This is a genomic window from Micromonospora sp. NPDC051543, assembly GCF_044454415.1.
GTDB lineage: Bacteria > Actinomycetota > Actinomycetes > Mycobacteriales > Micromonosporaceae > Micromonospora.
Genome location: NZ_JBITDT010000006.1, coordinates 257,412 through 275,377, shown reverse-complemented (window position 1 = coordinate 275,377; position 17,966 = coordinate 257,412). Strand labels below are relative to the sequence as shown.

General features: G+C 73.3%; 19 protein-coding genes. 9 read left to right on the top strand and 10 right to left on the bottom strand.

The features are described 5' to 3' along the window. Window positions 1-39: 39 nt before the first annotated feature. Entirely contained in the window at window positions 40-1,479 is a 1,440-nt protein-coding gene (locus ACIA3K_RS13560) for a hypothetical protein (RefSeq protein WP_396801118.1), read from the bottom strand. A gap of 128 nt (window positions 1,480-1,607) precedes the next feature. On the opposite strand from ACIA3K_RS13560, the gene ndhC reads away from it, so the two are divergent. After that, window positions 1,608-1,985 carry an NADH-quinone oxidoreductase subunit A gene (gene ndhC / locus ACIA3K_RS13555; RefSeq protein ID WP_355049038.1) on the top strand — a complete coding sequence of 126 codons (378 nt, stop codon included), beginning with the start codon at window positions 1,608-1,610 and terminating at the stop codon, window positions 1,983-1,985. A gap of 166 nt (window positions 1,986-2,151) precedes the next feature. On the opposite strand, the gene folP is transcribed toward ndhC, so the two are convergent. Further along, on the bottom strand, window positions 2,152-3,021 hold the full coding sequence (gene folP, locus ACIA3K_RS13550; protein WP_396801117.1) for a dihydropteroate synthase: 870 nt from the start codon (window positions 3,019-3,021) through the stop codon (window positions 2,152-2,154). 153 nt (window positions 3,022-3,174) lie between these two features. Here folP and ACIA3K_RS13545 point away from each other — a divergent pair, with 153 nt between their 5' ends. Genes ACIA3K_RS13545 through ACIA3K_RS13530 form a run of 4 tightly spaced genes read left to right on the top strand, consistent with a single transcriptional unit; the run spans window position 3,175 to window position 5,637 of the window. After that, complete coding sequence (locus tag ACIA3K_RS13545) at window positions 3,175-3,867, top strand: DivIVA domain-containing protein (protein WP_396801116.1); 693 nt, start codon at window positions 3,175-3,177, stop codon at window positions 3,865-3,867. Continuing rightward, window positions 3,864-4,361, top strand: coding sequence for an SRPBCC family protein (locus tag ACIA3K_RS13540; protein WP_396801115.1), 498 nt, complete (start codon window positions 3,864-3,866; stop codon window positions 4,359-4,361). The genes ACIA3K_RS13545 and ACIA3K_RS13540 overlap by 4 nt, the downstream gene beginning before the upstream one ends. Window positions 4,362-4,418: 57 nt before the next feature. Further along, on the top strand, window positions 4,419-4,988 hold the full coding sequence (locus ACIA3K_RS13535) for a DNA-3-methyladenine glycosylase I (RefSeq protein ID WP_396801113.1): 570 nt from the start codon (window positions 4,419-4,421) through the stop codon (window positions 4,986-4,988). 25 nt (window positions 4,989-5,013) lie between these two features. Next, the gene (locus ACIA3K_RS13530) at window positions 5,014-5,637 is read left to right on the top strand and encodes a hypothetical protein (protein WP_396801111.1); all 624 of its coding nucleotides are present in this window, start codon (window positions 5,014-5,016) and stop codon (window positions 5,635-5,637) included. On the opposite strand, the gene ACIA3K_RS13525 is transcribed toward ACIA3K_RS13530, so the two are convergent. The 4 genes from ACIA3K_RS13525 to ACIA3K_RS13510 are packed head-to-tail and all read right to left on the bottom strand — an operon-like array spanning window position 5,634 to window position 9,872. Then, a complete protein-coding gene (locus ACIA3K_RS13525; protein ID WP_396801110.1) occupies window positions 5,634-6,881 on the bottom strand; it encodes a DUF1501 domain-containing protein in 1,248 nt (415 codons plus the stop codon). The two genes, ACIA3K_RS13530 and ACIA3K_RS13525, sit on opposite strands and share 4 nt — an antisense overlap. A gap of 18 nt (window positions 6,882-6,899) precedes the next feature. Continuing rightward, window positions 6,900-8,198: a DUF1800 family protein gene (locus tag ACIA3K_RS13520; RefSeq protein ID WP_396801109.1), complete on the bottom strand. Its 1,299-nt coding sequence runs from the start codon at window positions 8,196-8,198 to the stop codon at window positions 6,900-6,902. A gap of 59 nt (window positions 8,199-8,257) precedes the next feature. After that, on the bottom strand, window positions 8,258-9,049 hold the full coding sequence (locus ACIA3K_RS13515) for an enoyl-CoA hydratase-related protein (RefSeq protein WP_355049030.1): 792 nt from the start codon (window positions 9,047-9,049) through the stop codon (window positions 8,258-8,260). 4 nt (window positions 9,050-9,053) lie between these two features. Then, on the bottom strand, window positions 9,054-9,872 hold the full coding sequence (locus ACIA3K_RS13510) for a PaaX family transcriptional regulator C-terminal domain-containing protein (RefSeq protein ID WP_355049029.1): 819 nt from the start codon (window positions 9,870-9,872) through the stop codon (window positions 9,054-9,056). 190 nt (window positions 9,873-10,062) lie between these two features. Between ACIA3K_RS13510 and ACIA3K_RS13505 the strand changes: the two genes are divergently transcribed. Then, the gene (locus ACIA3K_RS13505) at window positions 10,063-10,230 is read left to right on the top strand and encodes a DUF3117 domain-containing protein (protein WP_007455245.1); all 168 of its coding nucleotides are present in this window, start codon (window positions 10,063-10,065) and stop codon (window positions 10,228-10,230) included. Between the two features lie 146 nt (window positions 10,231-10,376). Then, window positions 10,377-11,852, top strand: coding sequence for a leucyl aminopeptidase family protein (locus tag ACIA3K_RS13500; RefSeq protein ID WP_396801107.1), 1,476 nt, complete (start codon window positions 10,377-10,379; stop codon window positions 11,850-11,852). Window positions 11,853-11,855: 3 nt separating this feature from the next. On the opposite strand, the gene ACIA3K_RS13495 is transcribed toward ACIA3K_RS13500, so the two are convergent. Continuing rightward, complete coding sequence (locus ACIA3K_RS13495; protein WP_396801105.1) at window positions 11,856-12,443, bottom strand: O-methyltransferase; 588 nt, start codon at window positions 12,441-12,443, stop codon at window positions 11,856-11,858. A gap of 299 nt (window positions 12,444-12,742) precedes the next feature. On the opposite strand from ACIA3K_RS13495, the gene ACIA3K_RS13490 reads away from it, so the two are divergent. Further along, window positions 12,743-14,134: a S1C family serine protease gene (locus ACIA3K_RS13490; protein ID WP_396801310.1), complete on the top strand. Its 1,392-nt coding sequence runs from the start codon at window positions 12,743-12,745 to the stop codon at window positions 14,132-14,134. Between the two features lie 76 nt (window positions 14,135-14,210). Beyond that, on the top strand, window positions 14,211-14,633 hold the full coding sequence (locus ACIA3K_RS13485) for a preprotein translocase subunit TatB (RefSeq protein WP_355049027.1): 423 nt from the start codon (window positions 14,211-14,213) through the stop codon (window positions 14,631-14,633). A 199-nt stretch (window positions 14,634-14,832) separates the two neighbouring features. Here ACIA3K_RS13485 and ACIA3K_RS13480 read toward each other — a convergent pair whose 3' ends face one another. From ACIA3K_RS13480 to ACIA3K_RS13470, 3 genes are all read right to left on the bottom strand, one after another. Beyond that, the gene (locus tag ACIA3K_RS13480) at window positions 14,833-15,981 is read right to left on the bottom strand and encodes an Mrp/NBP35 family ATP-binding protein (protein ID WP_396801104.1); all 1,149 of its coding nucleotides are present in this window, start codon (window positions 15,979-15,981) and stop codon (window positions 14,833-14,835) included. A 76-nt stretch (window positions 15,982-16,057) separates the two neighbouring features. Continuing rightward, on the bottom strand, window positions 16,058-16,666 hold the full coding sequence (locus tag ACIA3K_RS13475; protein ID WP_396801103.1) for a DUF1003 domain-containing protein: 609 nt from the start codon (window positions 16,664-16,666) through the stop codon (window positions 16,058-16,060). Further along, window positions 16,659-17,945: a magnesium transporter MgtE N-terminal domain-containing protein gene (locus ACIA3K_RS13470; RefSeq protein ID WP_396801101.1), complete on the bottom strand. Its 1,287-nt coding sequence runs from the start codon at window positions 17,943-17,945 to the stop codon at window positions 16,659-16,661. Before ACIA3K_RS13470 ends, ACIA3K_RS13475 begins: the two co-directional genes overlap by 8 nt. Between the last annotated feature and the right edge of the window lie 21 nt (window positions 17,946-17,966).

Below are 17,966 nucleotides of genomic sequence, written 5' to 3'. Positions count from 1 at the left end.
GGACGACCCCGGCCGGCGGCGGCCAGGGTCGTCGATCGATCAGTCGGTGGGCGGGGCCGGGGGCTCGCTCACCGGTCCGCCGAACCGGCGCCGCAGCGAGGTGGTGGCCAGCGCGAGGGCCAGCACCACCAGCAGCGCGGAGACCGCGACCAGGATGACCGCGGTGCGCTGGACCGAGGTCATGCTGTCGTCGGTGTTGGCGCCCGCCGGCAGTACGCCCTGGGAGCCGGTCGGCGCGGGCGGCGAGACGACCGGCGTGGCCAGCGCCGCCGCCGCGGTGATCCGGAAACTCATCTGCAACCGCCGGGTCGCGCCGTTGCGCGGGTCGAGTTGACCGACCACGGCCCCGGAAAGCGGCGCCTCCCGCTGGGCCTGTGGCGTCGCCTCCACCGGTAGCCGCAGCTCACGGGTCTCGCCGGCGGACAGCAGACCCGCGTCGCAGCGGGTACGGGACGCGTCGAGAGCCACGCAGCCCGGCGGTGGGGCGGGCGCGCTCACCCCGGCCGGCAGGACCACCTCCACCAGCCCGGCGGCGTCCACCGTGCCGGTGTTGCCCAGCCGCACCGCGAGGGTGCTCTGCGCGCCACTGATGTCGAACGCGACCTCGTCGGCGGCCAGTGCGATCCCGGGCACCGGCGGACCGGGCGGGAACAGCACCGCGAAGCCCTGGTCGTCGGCCACCTCGCCGGGCGTCCCCGGCACGTCCGCGACGACCCGCACCGAGCCGCTGAGTGGCATCCGCTCCCAGGCGTCGCCGGCGACCCGCAGCCGGATCAGGCTGCTGAACCGGGTGCCCGCCTCGGTCGTCCACGCCCCGCAGCGGTACGCGCCGCCACCCTCGTCGACGCACCCGTTCGTGCCGGCGTCACTCAGCCCGGCCGGCAGGGTGTACGACAGCCGGACGCGCTGCGTGGCCGTGCCGGTGTTGGCCACGGTGACGCGTAGCGTGGTGGTCGTGGCGGGCGCGTTCCAGTACGACTCCGAGAGGGAGACGTCCTCGGTGGTCACCTGCACGCCGAGAGGGCTCGGCGGCGGGGCCTGTGTGCCGCCCGGCGCGGGCGGGTTGACCGGTGGGACCGGGGGTGCGGGTGGCCCGGCCGTCGGCGGACGGGTGGCGCCGCCCGGGGCGGGAGCGCTGGTGACCGGCGGCGGGGGAGCGGTCGTCGGCGGCGGCGCCGGCGGTGTGGTCTCCGGCGGCGGTGCGGTGGTCGGCGGGGCCGGATCGGTCGGCGCGGGATCGCCGCCCGGATCCTCGGTCGGAATGGGATCCTGCGGCCCAGTGGTCTCCGGATCCGGGTCGGGATCGGGCGCCGACTCCGTCACGGCGGTGACCGGGTGGGCGCGCGGCGCCGCCGCGCTGGCGAGGGCCGGTGCGACGGCGAGCGCCGCGAGCAGCCCGAGCGCGAGCGACGTTGCCAGGAGGGGGGTGGGATGCCGCCCTGCGGCCCAGCGATCGGGCGAAACCTTCACGCGGGCCATCTGTCCTCCGGTTGCGGGGGTGGGAGTCCAATACTCTTAATAGTTGCCCCGGTGCACTAGTCCCACCTGGAAACAAATCCGTAACGTGTTGGGGACGGTCCCTCCGGGGCGGGCGGTAGGCTCCGGGCGTGACCGGTTACCTGGGCTCGTACGCGACGCTCGGGCTCTTGCTGCTCGTGAGCGTCCTGTTCTTTGTGACGGCGTTCTCGGCCAACCGGGTGTTACGTCCCGCCCGCCCGGCCGACCCGCTCGGCAAGCGGGCCAGCTACGAGTGTGGGCTCGACCCGGTCGGCGGGGACTGGGCGCAGATGCAGATCCGCTACTACGTCTACGCGTACCTCTACGTGCTGTTCGCGGTCGAGGCGGTGTTCCTCTTCCCATGGGCGGTGGTCTTCGACCGACCCGGCTTCGGCCTGGTCACGGTGGTGGAGATGGCGCTCTTCGTGGCGGTGCTCGCCCTCGGCATCCTCTACGCCTGGCGCAGAAACATCCTCCGCTGGACCTAACCCCTCCACCCCACCCCGGGTCCGCCCAGTCGCGTTGATCATGAAGTTATTGTCCCGACACGCCGCAGGGCAGGGCAATAACTTCATGATCAACGGGGTCGGGCGGGTCGGGCGGGTCGGGCGGGGCGGGTGGGGCGGGTGGGGCGGGTGGGGCGGGTGGGTGGGGTTAGGCCAGGGCTCTTCTGGTGGCTCTGGGTGGGCGGTCGCCGCGGATCGAGGCCACCATGTCCAGCACTCGGCGGGTCGGCCCGACCTGGTGGGCCCGGAACACGCGGGCGCCCAGCCAGGCGGAGACCGCCGTCGCGGCGAGCGTGCCCTCCAGGCGCTCGCCCACCGGAAGGTCGAGCGTCTCGCCGATGAAGTCCTTGTTGGAGAGCGCCACGAGCACCGGCCAGCCGGTCACGGTCAGCTCACCCAGCCGGCGGGTGATCTCCAACGAGTGGCGGGTGTTCTTGCCGAAGTCGTGCGCCGGGTCGATGAGGATCCCGTCGGGGCGTACCCCCTCCGCCACCGCGCGCTCGGCGAGCCCGGTCACCGTCGTGACCACGTCGGTGACCACGTCGTCGAAGGCGGCGCGGTGCGGCCTGGTGCGGGGGGTCAGGCCGCCGGCGTGCGAGCAGACCAGCCCGGCGCCCGTGCTCGCCGCGACCCGGGCGAGCGCCGGGTCGACGCCCGACCAGGTGTCGTTGAGCAGATCCGCGCCGGCCGCCACGGCCTCCGTCGCCACCTCGGCGCGCCAGGTGTCGATGGAGATCACCACCTCCGGGAACGCGGACCGTACGGCGGCGATGGTGTCCACCGTGCGTCGGATCTCCTCGGTCACGTCCACCTCGGTGCCCGGACCGGCCTTGACCCCGCCGATGTCGATGATCTCGGCGCCCTCGTCGACCGCCCGTTCGACCGCCCGGAGCGCGCTGTCCGCGGCGAAGGTGGCGCCCCGGTCGAAGAACGAGTCCGGCGTGCGGTTGACGATGGCCATCACCACCAGCTCACCCGGCGCGAACGTCCGCGAACCAAGCCGAAGTGCCCCGGCCATGCCGCCTCCCGACTCCTGCGCGCCGTCGCCGCTGCTCCGGCCGTTCCCGACGCTAGCCGGTCCGCGGCGGTGCCCGCCGGGCGGGCGTGGGCGTCGATGGCTGATCGGGGTGGTGGGGTCGCTACCGGCGGGCTGTCGTGCCACGATCAGTGCATGGGTCAGCTTCTGCTCCTCCTGGTCGTGGCGTTGACCGTCGCGGCGGTGGTTTTCGGCGTGACGGTGCTGGTCGGCGGGCGCGATCCCGGTCTCGCTCCGACGGAACCGGATTCGCAGGCCGTACCGCTGCCGGGCACCCGGCCGCTGCGCGAATCCGACGTCGGCGCGGTCCGCTTCGACACCGGTCTGCGTGGCTACCGGATGGCCCAGGTCGACCAGGCGATGCGCCGTGCCGCCTACGACATCGGCTACAAGTCCGAACTGATCGGCGTGTTGGAGGCGGAGGTCATCGCGCTGCGCGAGGGCCGGACCGACGACGCGGACGCGCTGCGCCGGGCGCGGGAGCAGTCCGCCGGTGCGGCGCCCGACGCCACGGCAGCCGAGCCCGTGGCCACCTCCTCGCCGGCCGACGCGGACGGCGTGGCACCGGCGACCGACCCGGCTAAGGACGCCGACGGCATTGCCCCGACCACGTCTTCGGCTGTGGATGCCGACGGTGTCGCTCCGGCCACCTCTTCGGCTGTGGATGCCGACGGCGTCGCTCCGGCCACCTCTTCGGTTGCGGATGCCGACGGCGTCGCCCCGCCCGCCGACGAGGCGAGCATCCGTACGCCCGCCGACGACGCCTCGACCGGGGCCTCCCGGGGCGCCGGACAGCAGGGCGCGGTGGTCCGGTCGGAGTCGGCGTGACCGGCCCGGAGAGCGCCGACGCTCTCCGGGAGGCGGCCCAACCGGGCGCCGGTGAGGTGACCGCCACGGTCATCGTCAACGCGCCGGCACCCCGCGTCTTCGCCGCGCTGCTCGCCTGGGAACGGCAGTCCGACTGGATCCCGTTCACCCGGGTCCGGGTCGTCGAGGGCGACGGGCGCGAGGGCAGCCGGATCGAGGCGGTGACCGCGCTCGGCCGGGCGACGCTGCGCGACGAGATGCTGGTGGTCCGGGTGGACGAGCCGTACGAGATCGGCGTGGTGCACCACGGCCAGGTGCTGCGCGGCCCGGGTGTCCTGCGCTGCACCGAACTCGGGCAGGCCCGTACCCAGGTCGTCTGGCACGAGTGGTTCCACCTGCCCGGCGGCGCGGCCGGCCGGCTCGCGTGGCCGGTGCTCTGGCCCGGTTCCAAACTGGGCCTCACCCAGGCGCTCAAGAGGTTCGCGCGGCTGGTCGAGCAGGGCCGCCTGCCCTGACGGCGTCGTCGACCGGTTGAGCATGGGCTGTCGGTGCGATGGCCTAGCGTGTGCGACGTGAGTGACCTGGTGATTGGCGCCGACGGGCTGGCCCGCTGCGCCTGGGGGGCGAGCACCCCCGACTATGCCGTCTACCACGACACCGAGTGGGGTCGGCCGCTGCGCGGCGACGACGCGCTCTACGAGCGGATGACCCTGGAGGCCTTCCAGTCCGGCCTGTCGTGGCTGACCATCCTGCGCAAGCGGCCGGCGTTCCGGCTGGCCTTCGACGAGTTCCACATCCCCACCGTCGCCGGGTACGACGACACGGACGTGACCCGGCTGCTCGCCGACGCCGGCATCGTCCGCAACCGGGCCAAGATCGAGGCGGCTATCGCCAACGCCCGCGCCGCCCTCGAACTGCCCGACGGGCTGTCCGCGCTGCTCTGGTCGTTCGCACCGGAGCGCCGGCCGGCCCGTCCCGCCTCGTTCGCCGAGTTGGCGCCGATCACCGCCGAGTCGACGGCGATGGCCAAGGCACTCAAGAAGCGCGGCTTCCGGTTCGTCGGCCCCACCACGGCGTACGCCCTCATGCAGGCCACCGGGATGGTCGACGATCACATCGTCGGCTGTCACGTCACCCGCTGACTGCCGGCGTGATGGGATGGCAGGCATGACGACCGAGACCGCGTACCGGGCCGACGGGCCCGGCCACGCCGACGGGCCGGGCACCTGGGCCGTGCTGCTGCCCGCCGAGCGTTACGAGGCCGAGCGGCTCGTGCACCACGACTCGCTGAAGCTGACCGGCCTGACCGACGCGGGGCGGCCGGGCCCCGGCGACCGGGTGGCGGTGCTGGCCGACGCGCCGCCGCGCCTGGTGGCCCTGGGCCGGGTCGCCGCGCCGACCCAACGGCACCGTGAGGACCCGGACGACCCGCAGTCCCCGGTCGAGCCGGAGACGCTCGTGGTGGCGTACACCCGGCGGGCCTTCGACGAGCCGGTGCCGGCCGACCTGCTGACCCTCGACGGGCCGGTCACCGCACTGGATCCGGCGACCTTCCGGGCGCTGGCCGACCAGCTCGGACCGCCCCCGGCGCGGCGTACCTGGCTGGTCAGCCTGGACCTGCCGATCGAGGCCGGCACGCCCGCCGAGGCGGTACGCCTGTTCTGGTCGTACGTGCAGGAGCTGGGGCCGCGTGAGCTGCCCGCCTTCGTCGCGCCGTCCGGCGACGAGCTGGCCATGCAGGCGTTCGTGCTCGGCGCGGAGGCCAACCAGGACCCGGAAGAGGACGACTAGGCCGGGAAGAGCTTGTCGAGGCGTCCGCGCCAGTCGGCGAGCACCGGGCCCGGGTCGGTGTCCAGCACCCGTTCCAGCAGCGTGGCGTAGACGTCCCGGAAGTCGGTCGTGTACTTCAGGTCCCCGTCGTCGAGGTCGGTGAGGCTGGGCGCGTCCCCGTGCCAGCCGCCGCGTACTCCCGCGCCGAGCAGCAGCATGTCGGACGCGGTGCCGTGGTCGGTGCCGTCGGAGGCGTTGGCCCGGACCCGGCGGCCGAACTCGGAGTAGACGGCCACCACCACCTTGCGGCCCGCCTCGGTGCGGCTCATCCGGTCGGCGAACCTGGTCAACGCCCGGTCGAGCTGACCCAGCAGCACGGCCTGCAACTGCTTCTCGTCGGCGTGCGTGTCGAAGCCGCCGAGCGAGACCGAGAAGGCCCGGGTGGACACCCCGGCCTCCACACACTGCGCGACCAGGTCGAGCTGCGCGTCCAGGGGCGTACCGGCCCCTCCGGTGGCGGTGGCCGGGGCCTGGTCGCCGTCCGGGTCGGTCGTGTCCGGGTCGGCGGAGTCGCGGACCTCGCGGATCATCTCGTCCACCGAGCGCATGTCGGCGAAGCAGGCGGCGGCCCGGGCGCGGGCCGGCGACTCGCCCGCCTCGGCGGCGGAGAGGGCCTTCAGCGTGTCCGCCGACAGTCCCTTGGTGGCCTTGCGGTCGGTCACCGGGACGGCTGCGCCCGCGCTGCGCTCACCGGCGAGCAGCGGCGGCAGCGCCGGCTCGAAGGAGACCGCCAGTCGGGGGTCGCCGCCCGCCCGGTCGAGCCAGCGGCCCAGCCAGCCGGTGGTGCCGGGCCGGTCCGGTTGCGCGGTGTGCCAGATGTCCATCGACCGGAAGTGGCTGCGGTCCGGCTTCGGGTAGCCGATTCCGCGCACGATCGCGAGTCCACCGGTGGACCAGCGCTTGTGCAGGCCCTCCAGCGCCGGGTTGAGGGCGAAGTCGTCGTCGAGGCGACGCACCTCGCTGTCGGGGTACGCCAGCTCGGGGCGGGCCGCCCGGTAGGCCGGGTCGCTGTACGGGATGACGGTGTTCAGGCCGTCGTTGCCGCCGTAGAGGGTCACCAGCACCAGCGTCTGTGACTGCGGGTCGCGGTCTCCGGCGGTGTCCAGCAGGTCCCGCAGGCTGTACGCGCCCGCGCCGGCGGCCAACGCGCCCGCGCCGACCACCCCGCTGGTGAGCAGGAACCTGCGTCGGGTCAGGGTGTCCATCTTCTCGACTCCTTCCGCTCAGCTGACGGTGTACTCGGGGCTGACCAGGCCGGCAGCCAGTAGTTTTCGAGGTTCGCCGGCCAGCGGGGTGAGGGCGGCCCGGGTACGGGCGCTCCACCCGTCGACGACCAGCAGCCGGGCCAGGGCGTCCGCCCGTCCGGCGCTGGGCGCGGCGGTCAGCCGGTCCAGCATCGCGGGACTGGCTGCGGTGGCGAGCATTCCGGCCAGCCGGAGCCGGGCCTGCAACGACGAGGTGGTCAGCCAGGCGGGGCCGGCCGGCCAGCCACCCACGCTGGGCGGTCGCAGCGGCACCTGGTCCAGCGCGTTCAACCCGCTCAGCAGTTGCTTGCGTTGCTGCTCCGGCAGCTCCTTGGGGCGGATGCCGAGCTGTCGCAGCGCGCCGACCATCCACTCCACGGGCTGCTTCACCAGCGTGCCGCGGGTCTGGGCGAAGGCCGGTGACGAGAACAGCGCCCGCAGGGTGGCGACGGTGTCCGCGCCGGCCAGGCCGTCCGGCGTTTGAACGTCGGCGCCGGCGAAGCGGAACCAGAGCCGCCGGGCCACGAACGTCGCCGCCGCCGGCTGGGCGGCCAGCAGTCCGGCGTACGCCTCGGCGTCGAACCGGCCGGTCTGCCCGAGGATCGTCTTGTCGCCGGGGTCGTGTCGTTTGGTCTCGAAGCGGGCCACCCCGGTACGGCGGTCGACCGTCCAGCCGGTCAACGCCCGCGCGCCGGCCTTCACGTCGGCCTCGGTGTAACCGCCGATGCCGAGGGTGAACAGCTCCATCAGCTCGCGCGCCAGGTTCTCGTTCGGCGCCTTACGGGTGTTCTTCTGCCCGTCCAGCCAGATGATCAGCGCCGGGTCGCGCACCATCGCGGCGACCAGGGGGGCCAACGGCCCGCGCCCGTGCCGGCGCAGCGTCTCCAACTGGCCCTGCATCATCCGCGCCGACTTGACCTTCTGGGCGCTCGTCGCCCAGTGCCCGTGCCAGAAGAAGAGCAGTTTCTCGGTGAGCCCGTCCTCGGCGGCGACCATCCGGTCCAGCCACCACAGGGTCACCTGCGCAAGTTGCTCCTTGCGCTGGGCGTTGGCCTTCTGCCGCTGCTCGCGGGTGGACTCCTTGGTCAGCGCGGCGTATGGGTCGGCGGGCAGGGCCGGCGGTGGCGTGGCCGCCGCGCCCCGGTCGGCTCGCCCCGGGGCGAGCAGGTTGTCCAGGGTCGCCGCCGGCCCGGCCCGTTCGGCCGCGTCCACCTCGTCGGCGGTCGGCCCGAAGGTGGCCCGACGCAGCAGGTGCGCCACCGCTTCACGATCGCTCATGGAAACCGACGCTAGGCGGCCCGCATACGAGGACGGTAAGGGCGGGGTGCGAATCGCGTTCAGTGTCCCTCGAAGACCGGTTTCTGCTTGGCGACGAAGGCGAGGGTGGCCGCCTTGTGGTCGGCGGTGGCGCCGCAGATGGCCTGGGCCTGGGCCTCGGCCGAGAGCGCGTCGGCGAGGGTGCCGGCGTCGGCGATCGAGAGCTGCCGCTTGATCGCCCCGTACGCGACGGTGGGGCCGGCGGCGAGTCGGGCGGCCAGTTCCTGCGCGGCCGGCAGCACCTGCTCGTCGTCGTCCATCAGCCGGGTGAGCAGCCCGAGCCGGCAGGCCTCCTCGGCGCGGACCGGTTCGGCCAGCATCAGCAGCTCGACGGCCTTGGCGTGGCCGACCAGCCGGGGCAGGGTCCAGGAGGCGCCGGTGTCGGCCGCCAGACCGACCTTGGCGAAGGCCATCAGGAAGCTGGTGCTCGGCCCGCCGATGCGGATGTCGGCCAGGAAGGCCAGCGACGCGCCCGCCCCGGCGGCCATCCCGCGCACGGCGGCCACCACCGGCTTGGGCAGGTTGGCCAGCCGGGCGGCGATCGGGTTGTAGTGCACCCGGACGGTGCCGAGCGGGTCGGTCGAGCCGTTCTCGAGCGTCGAGGTGTGCTCGCGCAGGTCCTGCCCGGCGCTGAAGGACCCACCCGCGCCGGCCAGCACGACCGCCCGGCAGGACCGGTCGGTCTCCAGCTCCGCCAGCGTGTCCCGCAGCGCCTCCTTCAGCGCGACGTCGAACGCGTTCATCGCCTGCGGCCGGTTCAGCGTGAGGGTGACGACGGCGTCGGTCCGGTCGACGAGCAACGGCTCGGTCACGTGTCTAACGACCCTTCTGTCGAACGATGCGGTTGCCGGCGTCGAGGCACTGCTCGACGTACCGGTCGGCGGCTGGACGCAGGCGGGCCGCGTGCCGGTCGAAGAAGCTGGCCGCGGCGGTGCCGGGCCAGCGCTCGGGCAGCAGCGCCGGGGGCAGCTGCGGGTCCCGGAACAGGAAGGTACGCCACGCGTGCACGAGCCGGAACCGGACCGCGTACGCCTCCTCGTCGCTGCTGCGTACGGTGACCGCGCTCAGGAGCGGACGCTGGTCGGCGACGAACCGCTCGTACGCGCGGCCGATCTCGGCCAGGTCCCACGCGCGACGGACGACGCCCATCGCGCCCGGGGTGCCGGAGAAGTGCGATGCGGTGAACCGTTCGAACCGGATGCCGGCCTCGGCCAGCAGCAGGTCGACGTCCTCGGCGGGGCGGGTCGCGACCCAGGTCTGCTCGTCGAGGGTGCCGTAGCCGAGGAAGCTGAGGGTGGCGGCGAGTCGTTGCCGGTCCCGCCGGGAGCCCGGCGCGTCGAGGACGAGCAGATCGAACCGGCCGTCCCAGGTGACCCGGCCGGTCCGGTAGATCCGGGCGGCCGCCTCGTCGAGTCGTCGGGCGGCTTTTGGTGTGATCGAATATCCCGGTCCGGAGGCCAGCCGGAGCGGGTCGAGCCAGCCTTGACGCACCATCCGGGACACGGCGGTGCGAACGGCGGGCGGCGCGATTCCCAACGGCGCCAGTAGCTTGACCAGGGCGGCGACCGGTGCGCGGCCACCCCTCGGTCGGAGATGGTCGCCGTACAGGTCGAAGAGTGCCGACCGTGCCTGCATGACCGCACATTGTGACAGGCCTTCTCAAGATAAGCTAGATGCTGTTACATCAATGCTGCTCCGGTTTGGGTCCGGCGGTGTTCATCAGGGAAAATCGTCTGTCGACACCCCCGCGAGCGTTGCGGGTGGTCGTGACGAAGTGGCTGTGGGGCAACCCACCGACCCTGGTGTAGGTCTGAGGGGAGACAACATGGCGGCGATGAAGCCGCGGACGGGCGACGGTCCGCTGGAAGTCACCAAGGAGGGTCGGGGCATCGTCATGCGTGTCCCGCTGGAGGGCGGTGGCCGGCTCGTCGTCGAGATGACTCCCGACGAGGCCAACGCGCTCGGTGACGCGTTGAAGGCAGCCGCCGGCTGAGTGAGGGACGATCCGGACGGCGTACGCCGGTCGGAGCGTTTCTTGGACCCTGAGCCACCGGGAGCGCCGGTGGCTCAGGGTCTTCATATCTGTGCGCGGGCATGGCCCGATCCACTTTGTGAAACTTCCTGGAGGTGCGGTTCCGCGTGCTCGCCATCCGTCCGCTCGCCGAGCCCGAACGGCTCGACGTCCTCGTCCTGCCCGTACGCCCCGCCGAAGCTGCGGCGGGAGGTGACGTCTCGGCAGAGCTGGTGCCGACCGCTGTGACGCCGCCCGGCGGTACCGCCGACGAGGCGGCCGCGCTGGTGCCGGCCGCCCGACTGAGCGGACGGGCCGGCGAGATCAGCACCCAGTTGCGTCCCGGGCGCGACCCCGGTCGGCTGGTGCTGCTGGGTATCGGCGACGGCGGGGAATCCTCCTGGCGGACGGCCGGCGCGGCCCTGGCCCGCGCTGCGTCAGATGAGACGCATATCACTATCGCCCTGCCGACCGGGGTGACTGCGGCCGCCGTACGCGGGCTGACCGAGGGTCTGCTGCTCGCCTCGTACCGGTTCCGGCTGACCGACGTCGACGAGCCGCGCGCGCTCGACGGCGTCGACCTGCTGGTCACCGACCCGGCGGCGCACGAGGACACGGTCGCCACCGCGCGGACCACCGCCGCGATGACCCGTCTCGCGCGCGACCTGACCAACACCCCCTCCTCGGTGAAGACCCCGCAGTGGTTCGCCGACCAGGTGGCCGCCGCGTCCGCCGACCTGCCGGACCTGCGCCTGACGGTCCGTGGTCCGGCCGAGTTGGCCGCCGAGGGCTTCGGCGGGATCCTCGCCGTGGGCGGTGGCTCGGCCAGCGGCCCGCGTCTGCTGGAGATGGACTGGCATCCCGCGAACGCGCGTACCCACGTGGTGCTGGTCGGCAAGGGCATCACCTTCGACACCGGCGGCATCTCGATCAAGCCGGTGCCCGCCATGAAGCTGATGCGCAAGGACATGGCCGGCGCGGCGGCGGTCGTCGCCGCCACCCTCGGCGCGGCGGCGCTGCGCCTGCCGGTCCGCGTCACCACCCTGGCCCCGCTCGCCGAGAACATGGTCAGCGGCTCGGCGTTCCGTCCGGGCGACGTCATCCGGCACTACGGTGGGACGACCAGCGAGACCACCAACTCCGACGCCGAGGGCCGTCTGGTCCTCGCCGACGCGCTCGCCTACGCGGTACGGCAGCTCAAGCCCGACCTGCTCGTCGACCTCGCCACCCTCACCGGCGCCAACGCCGTGGCGCTGGGCAAGCGGACCGCCGCCCTCTACAGCGAGAACGACGACCTGGCCGCCGACGTGCTGAACGCGATCGAGGCGGCTGGCGAGGCGGCCTGGCGGATGCCGCTGCACGGCGACTACGTCGAATACCTGGGCAGCGAGATCGCCGACCTCTACAGCGCGCCCACCCAGGGCGCCGGATCGGTCACGGCGGCGCTCTACCTCCGCGAGTTCACCGGTGACCTGCGGGACCGCTGGCTGCACCTGGACATGTCCGCCCCGTCCTGGGCGGACGGCGACCACGCGGAGTTGAGCCGGGGCGCGACGGGCTGGGGCGTCCGCTCGCTGCTGCGCTGGCTGGCCGCCGTCGACTGACGGTCAGCACTTCACGGCGGCGAGCACCCCGTGGCCGACCGGGAGCAGCGCGGGGATCCAGTGCTCCGACTCCCGCAACGCCTTGATCGTCTCGCGGACCGTCACCGTCCCCGCGTCCCGGGCGGCCGGGTCAGCGATCCGGCCGCCGGCCAGCATCCCGTTGAGCGCGAGCACCCCGCCCGGGCGCAGCAGCCGCAGCGCCGCCTCCACGAAGGCGTGGAACCCGGTGGCCTCGGCATCGACGAAGACGAGGTCGTACGCCCCGTCGGCCAGTCGGGGCAGCACGTCCAACGCGCGGCCGGTGATGATGCGGGTACGGCCGCTGGCGAAGCCCGCCTCGGTGAAGATCCGTCGCGCGATCCGCTGGTGCTCCACCTCCACGTCGATGGTGGTGAGCACACCGTCGGCACGCATGCCGCGCAGCAGCCAGACGCCGCTCACGCCCGTGCCGGTGCCGATCTCCACGACCGCGCGGGCGTTGCCGGCCGCGGCCAGCAGCCGCAACGCCGCCCCCGCTCCGGGTGTGACCGCTTCCAGGCCCACCTCGTGGGCCAGGCTGCGGGCGGTGCGGAGCACGAGATCCTCGGTCACGTACGACTCGGCGAACTGCTGAGCCTGGGTCGTCGAACTGCCGGAACCGGCGACCGTGGCGATGGGGCACCTCCGGGCGGCGCGTGGTGCGGGGGGCGGGTTGGCACTGTGAGCGTAGAGGCGACCGGCGCGAGGCGCAGCCGCGCCTCCGCCCTCTCCGTGATCACCGGAGGCAACCGCTGACTCCACCGCGCGCATCCGTGCGATCCTGGAAGCGGTATTCCGTGAGTCTCGACCGCGCCGAACCGTGGCCGGGCGAGGCCGCACGGGATCCGGGGGACGGACTGGGAGGCACCGACGTGACCGACGGCTGGGAATGGCGCCGGGACGGTGAGACTCCGGCACCGGCGCGCCCGCCGGGGGCAGGAGCACCGCCGGAGGGGCCGCCGGCCGCGCCGGGGAGCGGCACCGCGCCCTCGGCCGCCGACACCGCATCCACGGCCGAACCCCCGAGCGTGTCGTACCCGAATCCACCGCCCTCCACCGCTGGCGCGTCGCCGTGGTGGTCCGACGCGCTCGGCGATCCGTGGCGTGACCCGGCGGCCCCCACCGCGGTCGTGGTGCCTTCGGTGGTGCCTGCCGGCACCGAGCCGGAGCGGGTCACCGACCCGGACGCGCCCGGCCGACCGACGCTGCGACACCTGCTGCTCATCCCGGTGATCACCGCTCTGCTGGCCGGCACCCTCGGCGGCGCGCTGGGCTACGCGTTCGCGGTGCGTGGCGGCGCGGCCGGCACGGTGCTCGGTGCGGCGGCCGCGGATCCACCGGCGTTGGCCCAGCGCAAGCCGGAGTCGCTGGCCGGGGTCGCCGAGCGGGTGCTGCCCAGCGTGGTCACCATCCGCGTCAGCAGCCTCGGCGGGACCAGCGAGGGCTCGGGCTTCATCGCCAGCGCCGACGGGCACGTGATCACCAACGACCACGTGGTGGCCGGCAGCAGCGGCAAGGCCTCGGTGGTCTTCAACGACGGCAGCTCCGCTCCGGCGACCGTGGTCGGTCAGGATCCGGAGTCCGACATCGCGGTGATCAAGGTGAACCGGACGGGTCTGCGACCGGTGGAGTTCGGAGATTCCGACGCGCTGGCCGTCGGTGACCCGGTCCTCGCCGTAGGCTCACCCCTGTCGCTGGCCAACACGGTCACCGCCGGCATCGTGAGCGCCCTGGACCGGACGATGCAGGCCGGTGAGCCGGGCGGCCCGGTGCGCTACTACGCGGCGATCCAGACCGACGCGGCCGTCAACCACGGCAACTCGGGCGGCCCGCTCGTCGACGGCGCCGGCCGGGTGGTGGGCGTCAACTCCACGATCAAGTCGCTGGTGGCCGAGGGGCAGGAGGCCGGCAACATCGGTCTCGCCTTCGCCATCCCGATCAACCAGGCCAAGCGGGTCACCCAGGAGATCATCGGCACCGGCAAGGCCCGGCGTACGGTCATCGGCGCCCAGGTCGGCGGGCCGGGCGCGGGTGGGGGCGGCGGCGTACGACTGGCCGCCGTGGAGCCCTCCGGACCGGCGGCCGGGGCCGGGCTCAAGGTCGGCGACGTGATCCTGAAGCTCGACGGCCGGCCGATGACCGAGCCGACCGACCTGATCGCCCTGGTCCGCAAGTTCGCGCCGGGGTCGGTGGTGACCGTCGAGTTCCGGCGGGGAACCACACGACGGAACACGTCGGTGACCCTCGCCGCGGATGCCAAGTGAACAGCGGGTCACCCCCTGCCGGAAAGCCGCCCGACGTGCGTAGTCTTGCTGCTGACGCCGAGAGGAGGCCCGCGGGATGTTCGAGAACCTGAACATGTGGGAAGTCGGGGCGCTGCTGCTTCTGGCGCTGTTGATCTTCGGTGACCGGTTGCCCGCCGTGATCAACGACGGCCTACGGCTGGTCCGTAACCTGCGGAACATGGCCCGCAACGCCACCGGCGACCTCAGTCGTGAGCTGGGCACCGACATCCAGCTCGAAGACCTGCACCCGAAGGCCTTCATCCGTAAGCACCTCCTCAGCGAGGAGGACGAGGCGGCGATCCGCAAGCCGCTACAGGGCGTCTACGACAACCTGCGCGCGGACGTCGACGGTGTGCACAACGAGCTGAAGGACGTGGCCAACGCCGCGGACCTGCGCTCGAACGGGACGCGACCCGGCACCGCCACCGGTACGCCCTCCGCGCCGGCGCCCCGGGTCAGCTACGACGACGCCACCTGATCCGACCCGGCACCCCCCGGTCCTGGTCCCGCCGTTGCGGGCACAAGCGCCAGCCTTGATCGACTCGGTCTCAAGGAAAGCGGCCGATCAAACGGCGTGGGACAGCCCGACTTTCCGAAACCCGAGTTGATCATGACGCGCCGCCCCAGGCCGAGCGCTGGCGCGGCGTAACCCGCTCAGCGCCCGGCGGCAGACCCGGTCAGCGCCCGGCGGGCTTGAGGCCGAGCGGCTTGCCGAGCAGCGACTCACGGCGCAGCGCGAGCCGGTCGGCCACGCCACCGAGCGCCTGCGCGGCCGGGGACTCCGGCTCGGCCAGCACGATCGGGTTACCGGCGTCGCCGGCCTCGCGGACCCGGGTGTCCAGCGGGATCTGTCCCAGCAGCGGCACCTGGGCGCCGATGGTCCGGCTCAGCGACTCGGCGACCGCCGTGCCGCCACCGGCCCCGAAGATCTCCATGCGGGATCCGTCCGGCAGCTCCAGCCAGGACATGTTCTCGATGACGCCGACGACCCGCTGGTGGGTCTGCAGGGCGATCGCCCCGGCCCGCTCCGCCACCTCGGCGGCGGCGGTCTGCGGGGTGGTGACGATCAGGATCTCCGAGTTGGGCAGGAGCTGGGCCAGCGAGATGGCCACGTCGCCGGTGCCCGGCGGCAGGTCGAGCAGGAGCACGTCCAGGTCGCCCCAGTAGACGTCGGCGAGGAACTGCTGGAGCGCCCGGTGCAGCATCGGGCCGCGCCACACCACGGCCGCGTTGCCCGAGGTGAACATGCCGATCGAGATCACCTTCACACCGTGCGACTGCGGCGGCATGATCATGTCTTCGACGCGGGTGGGTCGGCCGTCCGCGCCGAGCATCCGGGGCACCGAGTGACCGTAGATGTCGGCGTCCACCACGCCCACGGAGAGCCCCCGGGCAGCGAGCGCCGCCGCCAGGTTGACCGTCACGCTGGACTTGCCGACCCCGCCCTTACCGCTGGCCACCGCGTACACGCGGGTGCGCGAGCCGGGCTGGGCGAACGGGATGACCGGCTCCTCGCTCGCGCCGCCGCCGCGCAACTGCGCCTGTAGCGACTGCCGCTGCTCGGGGCTCATCACGCCAAAGTCGATCTCCACGCCGGCCACGCCCGGCACCGCCGCCACCGCGGCGGTGATGTCGGTGCGCAGCTTGTCCTTGAGCGGGCAGCCGGCGACGGTGAGCAGCAGCTCGACCCGGACGACGCCGTCCGCGCCGATCGTGGCGGAGCGGACCATGCCCAGTTCGGTGATGGGCCGGCGGATCTCCGGGTCGTTGACGGTGGCCAGGGCGGCCTGGATCGCGTCCTCGACGGTGCTCACGGGTGCTGACATGCCCGCAATGCTACGTCGCGGGGCATCCCGACCGGCCGCTGGCCGAGGGTGGTGTGAGCCAAACGATGAGCCCTCGTCAACGCTCGGGCCGGGCGTCGCGGGCGTAGTCGCCGTCCAACTCGTCGCGCGGCTCGTCCAGCCCCGGGCCGCCGGTCGGCCGTTGGCTGCCCTTGTCCTGTTGCCGGCGCTCCAGGCGTTGCCGGCGCTGCCCCGCCTCGTCCAGCTCCTCGGCCAGGCGGGTCAGCTCGGAGCGGAGGAAGTCCCGGGTGGCGACCTCGCCGAGCGCGATCCGCAGCGCGGCGATCTCCCGGGCCAGGTACTCGGTGTCCGCCTTCTGGGCCGTGGCCCGCCGCCGGTCCTCCTCCAGGGCCAGCCGGTCCCGGTCGGCCTGCCGGTTCTGGGCCAGCAGGATCAGCGGCGCGGCGTAGCTGGCCTGCAACGACAGCACCAGCGTGAGGAACGTGAAGGTGTACGGGTCGAAGCGCCACCCGGCCGGGGCGAGGGTGTTCCAGCCGAACCAGATCGCGATCACCACCGTCATGACGACGATGAAGTTCGCGGTGCCCATGCCCCGCGCGATCCCCTCCGACCAGCGGCCGAACGCCTCCGCGTCGAACCGGGGGAGGGTGATGCCCCGGGGCTCGCGGGGCTGGTCGAGCCGCTCCGTGCGCCGCTGCTCAGCCACCGTCGCCGTCCAGTACCGCGTCGGGGGTGCCCGGGGCGCTCACGGCGTCCCGGTCACGCCAGTCCCGGGGCAGCGAGTGGTCCAGGACGTCGTCGACCGTGACGGCCCCGACCAGCCGGCTGTTCCGGTCGATCACCGGCATGGCGACCAGGTCGTAGGTGGCCATGCGGCGGGTGATCTCCGGCAGTGGGGTGGTGGGACGCAACGGGTCGATGTCGTTGACGACCACCTTGCCCAGCAGGTCGGCCGGCGGTTCGCGCAGCAACGCCTGGAAGTGCACCATGCCCAGGTAGCGGCCGGTCGGCGTGTTCTGCGGGGCCCGGGTCACGAAAACCTGCGCGGCGACCGCGGGGGAGAGCTGCGGCTCACGGATCCGCGCCAGCGCCTCGGCGACGGTGGCGTCCGGCGGCAGGATGACCGGCTCCGAGGTCATGACGCTGCCCGCCGTGCCCGGCGTGTACTTCAGGAGCTGGCGTACCGGGTCCGCCTCGTCCGGCTCCATGAGGTCCAGCAGGACGTCCTGCTCCGGTGGGGGCAGCTCGTTGAGCAGGTCGGCGGCGTCGTCCGGGTCCATCTCCTCCAGCACGTCGGCGGCCCGTTCCCGGTCCAGCGCGGCGAGGATCTCCACCTGGTCGTGCTCCGGCAGCTCGCTGAGCACGTCGGCCAGCCGCTCGTCGTTCAACGCGGCGGCCACCTCGTTGCGTCGGGCGTCCGGCAGGTCCTGCAGGGCGTTGGCGAGGTCGGCGGGGCGCATGTCCTCCAGGACGGCGAGCAGGTTCGCCGTACCCCGGTTGTCGGCGATGCCGCTGAGGCCGCGCACCCGGTCCCACTCGACCTGATGCAGGTGGCCGCGGCGGCTGAGCCGGCCGGTCTGCTCGCGGACCGCGACCCGGGTCAGCGACCACTCGCCGCCCCTGGAGCACTCCATGGCGACGTCCACCACCGCGCCGGGCTGGCCGCCCGGGTCGAGCTGTACGCGCCGGTCCAGCAGCTCCTGGAGTACGAGCAGCTCGTTCGGGCGCTTCTCGAAGCGTCGCAGGTTGAGCGTGCCGGAGCCGAGCACCACCGCCTCCGCGTCGATCGACGTGATCCGGTTGATGGAGAGGAAGATCCGCCGACGCATGGGCATCTCGGCGACCAGACCCACCACCTCGGGGGGACGGGCGGTGGCCCGCAGCCGTGCCACGGCGTCACGGACCCGGCCCACCTGGTCACCGTTCGGATCGTAGACGGCGACTCCGGCGAGGCGGGCGATGTAGACCCGGGTCGGCGTACTCACGGGCACCAGCCTAAGCGCCTA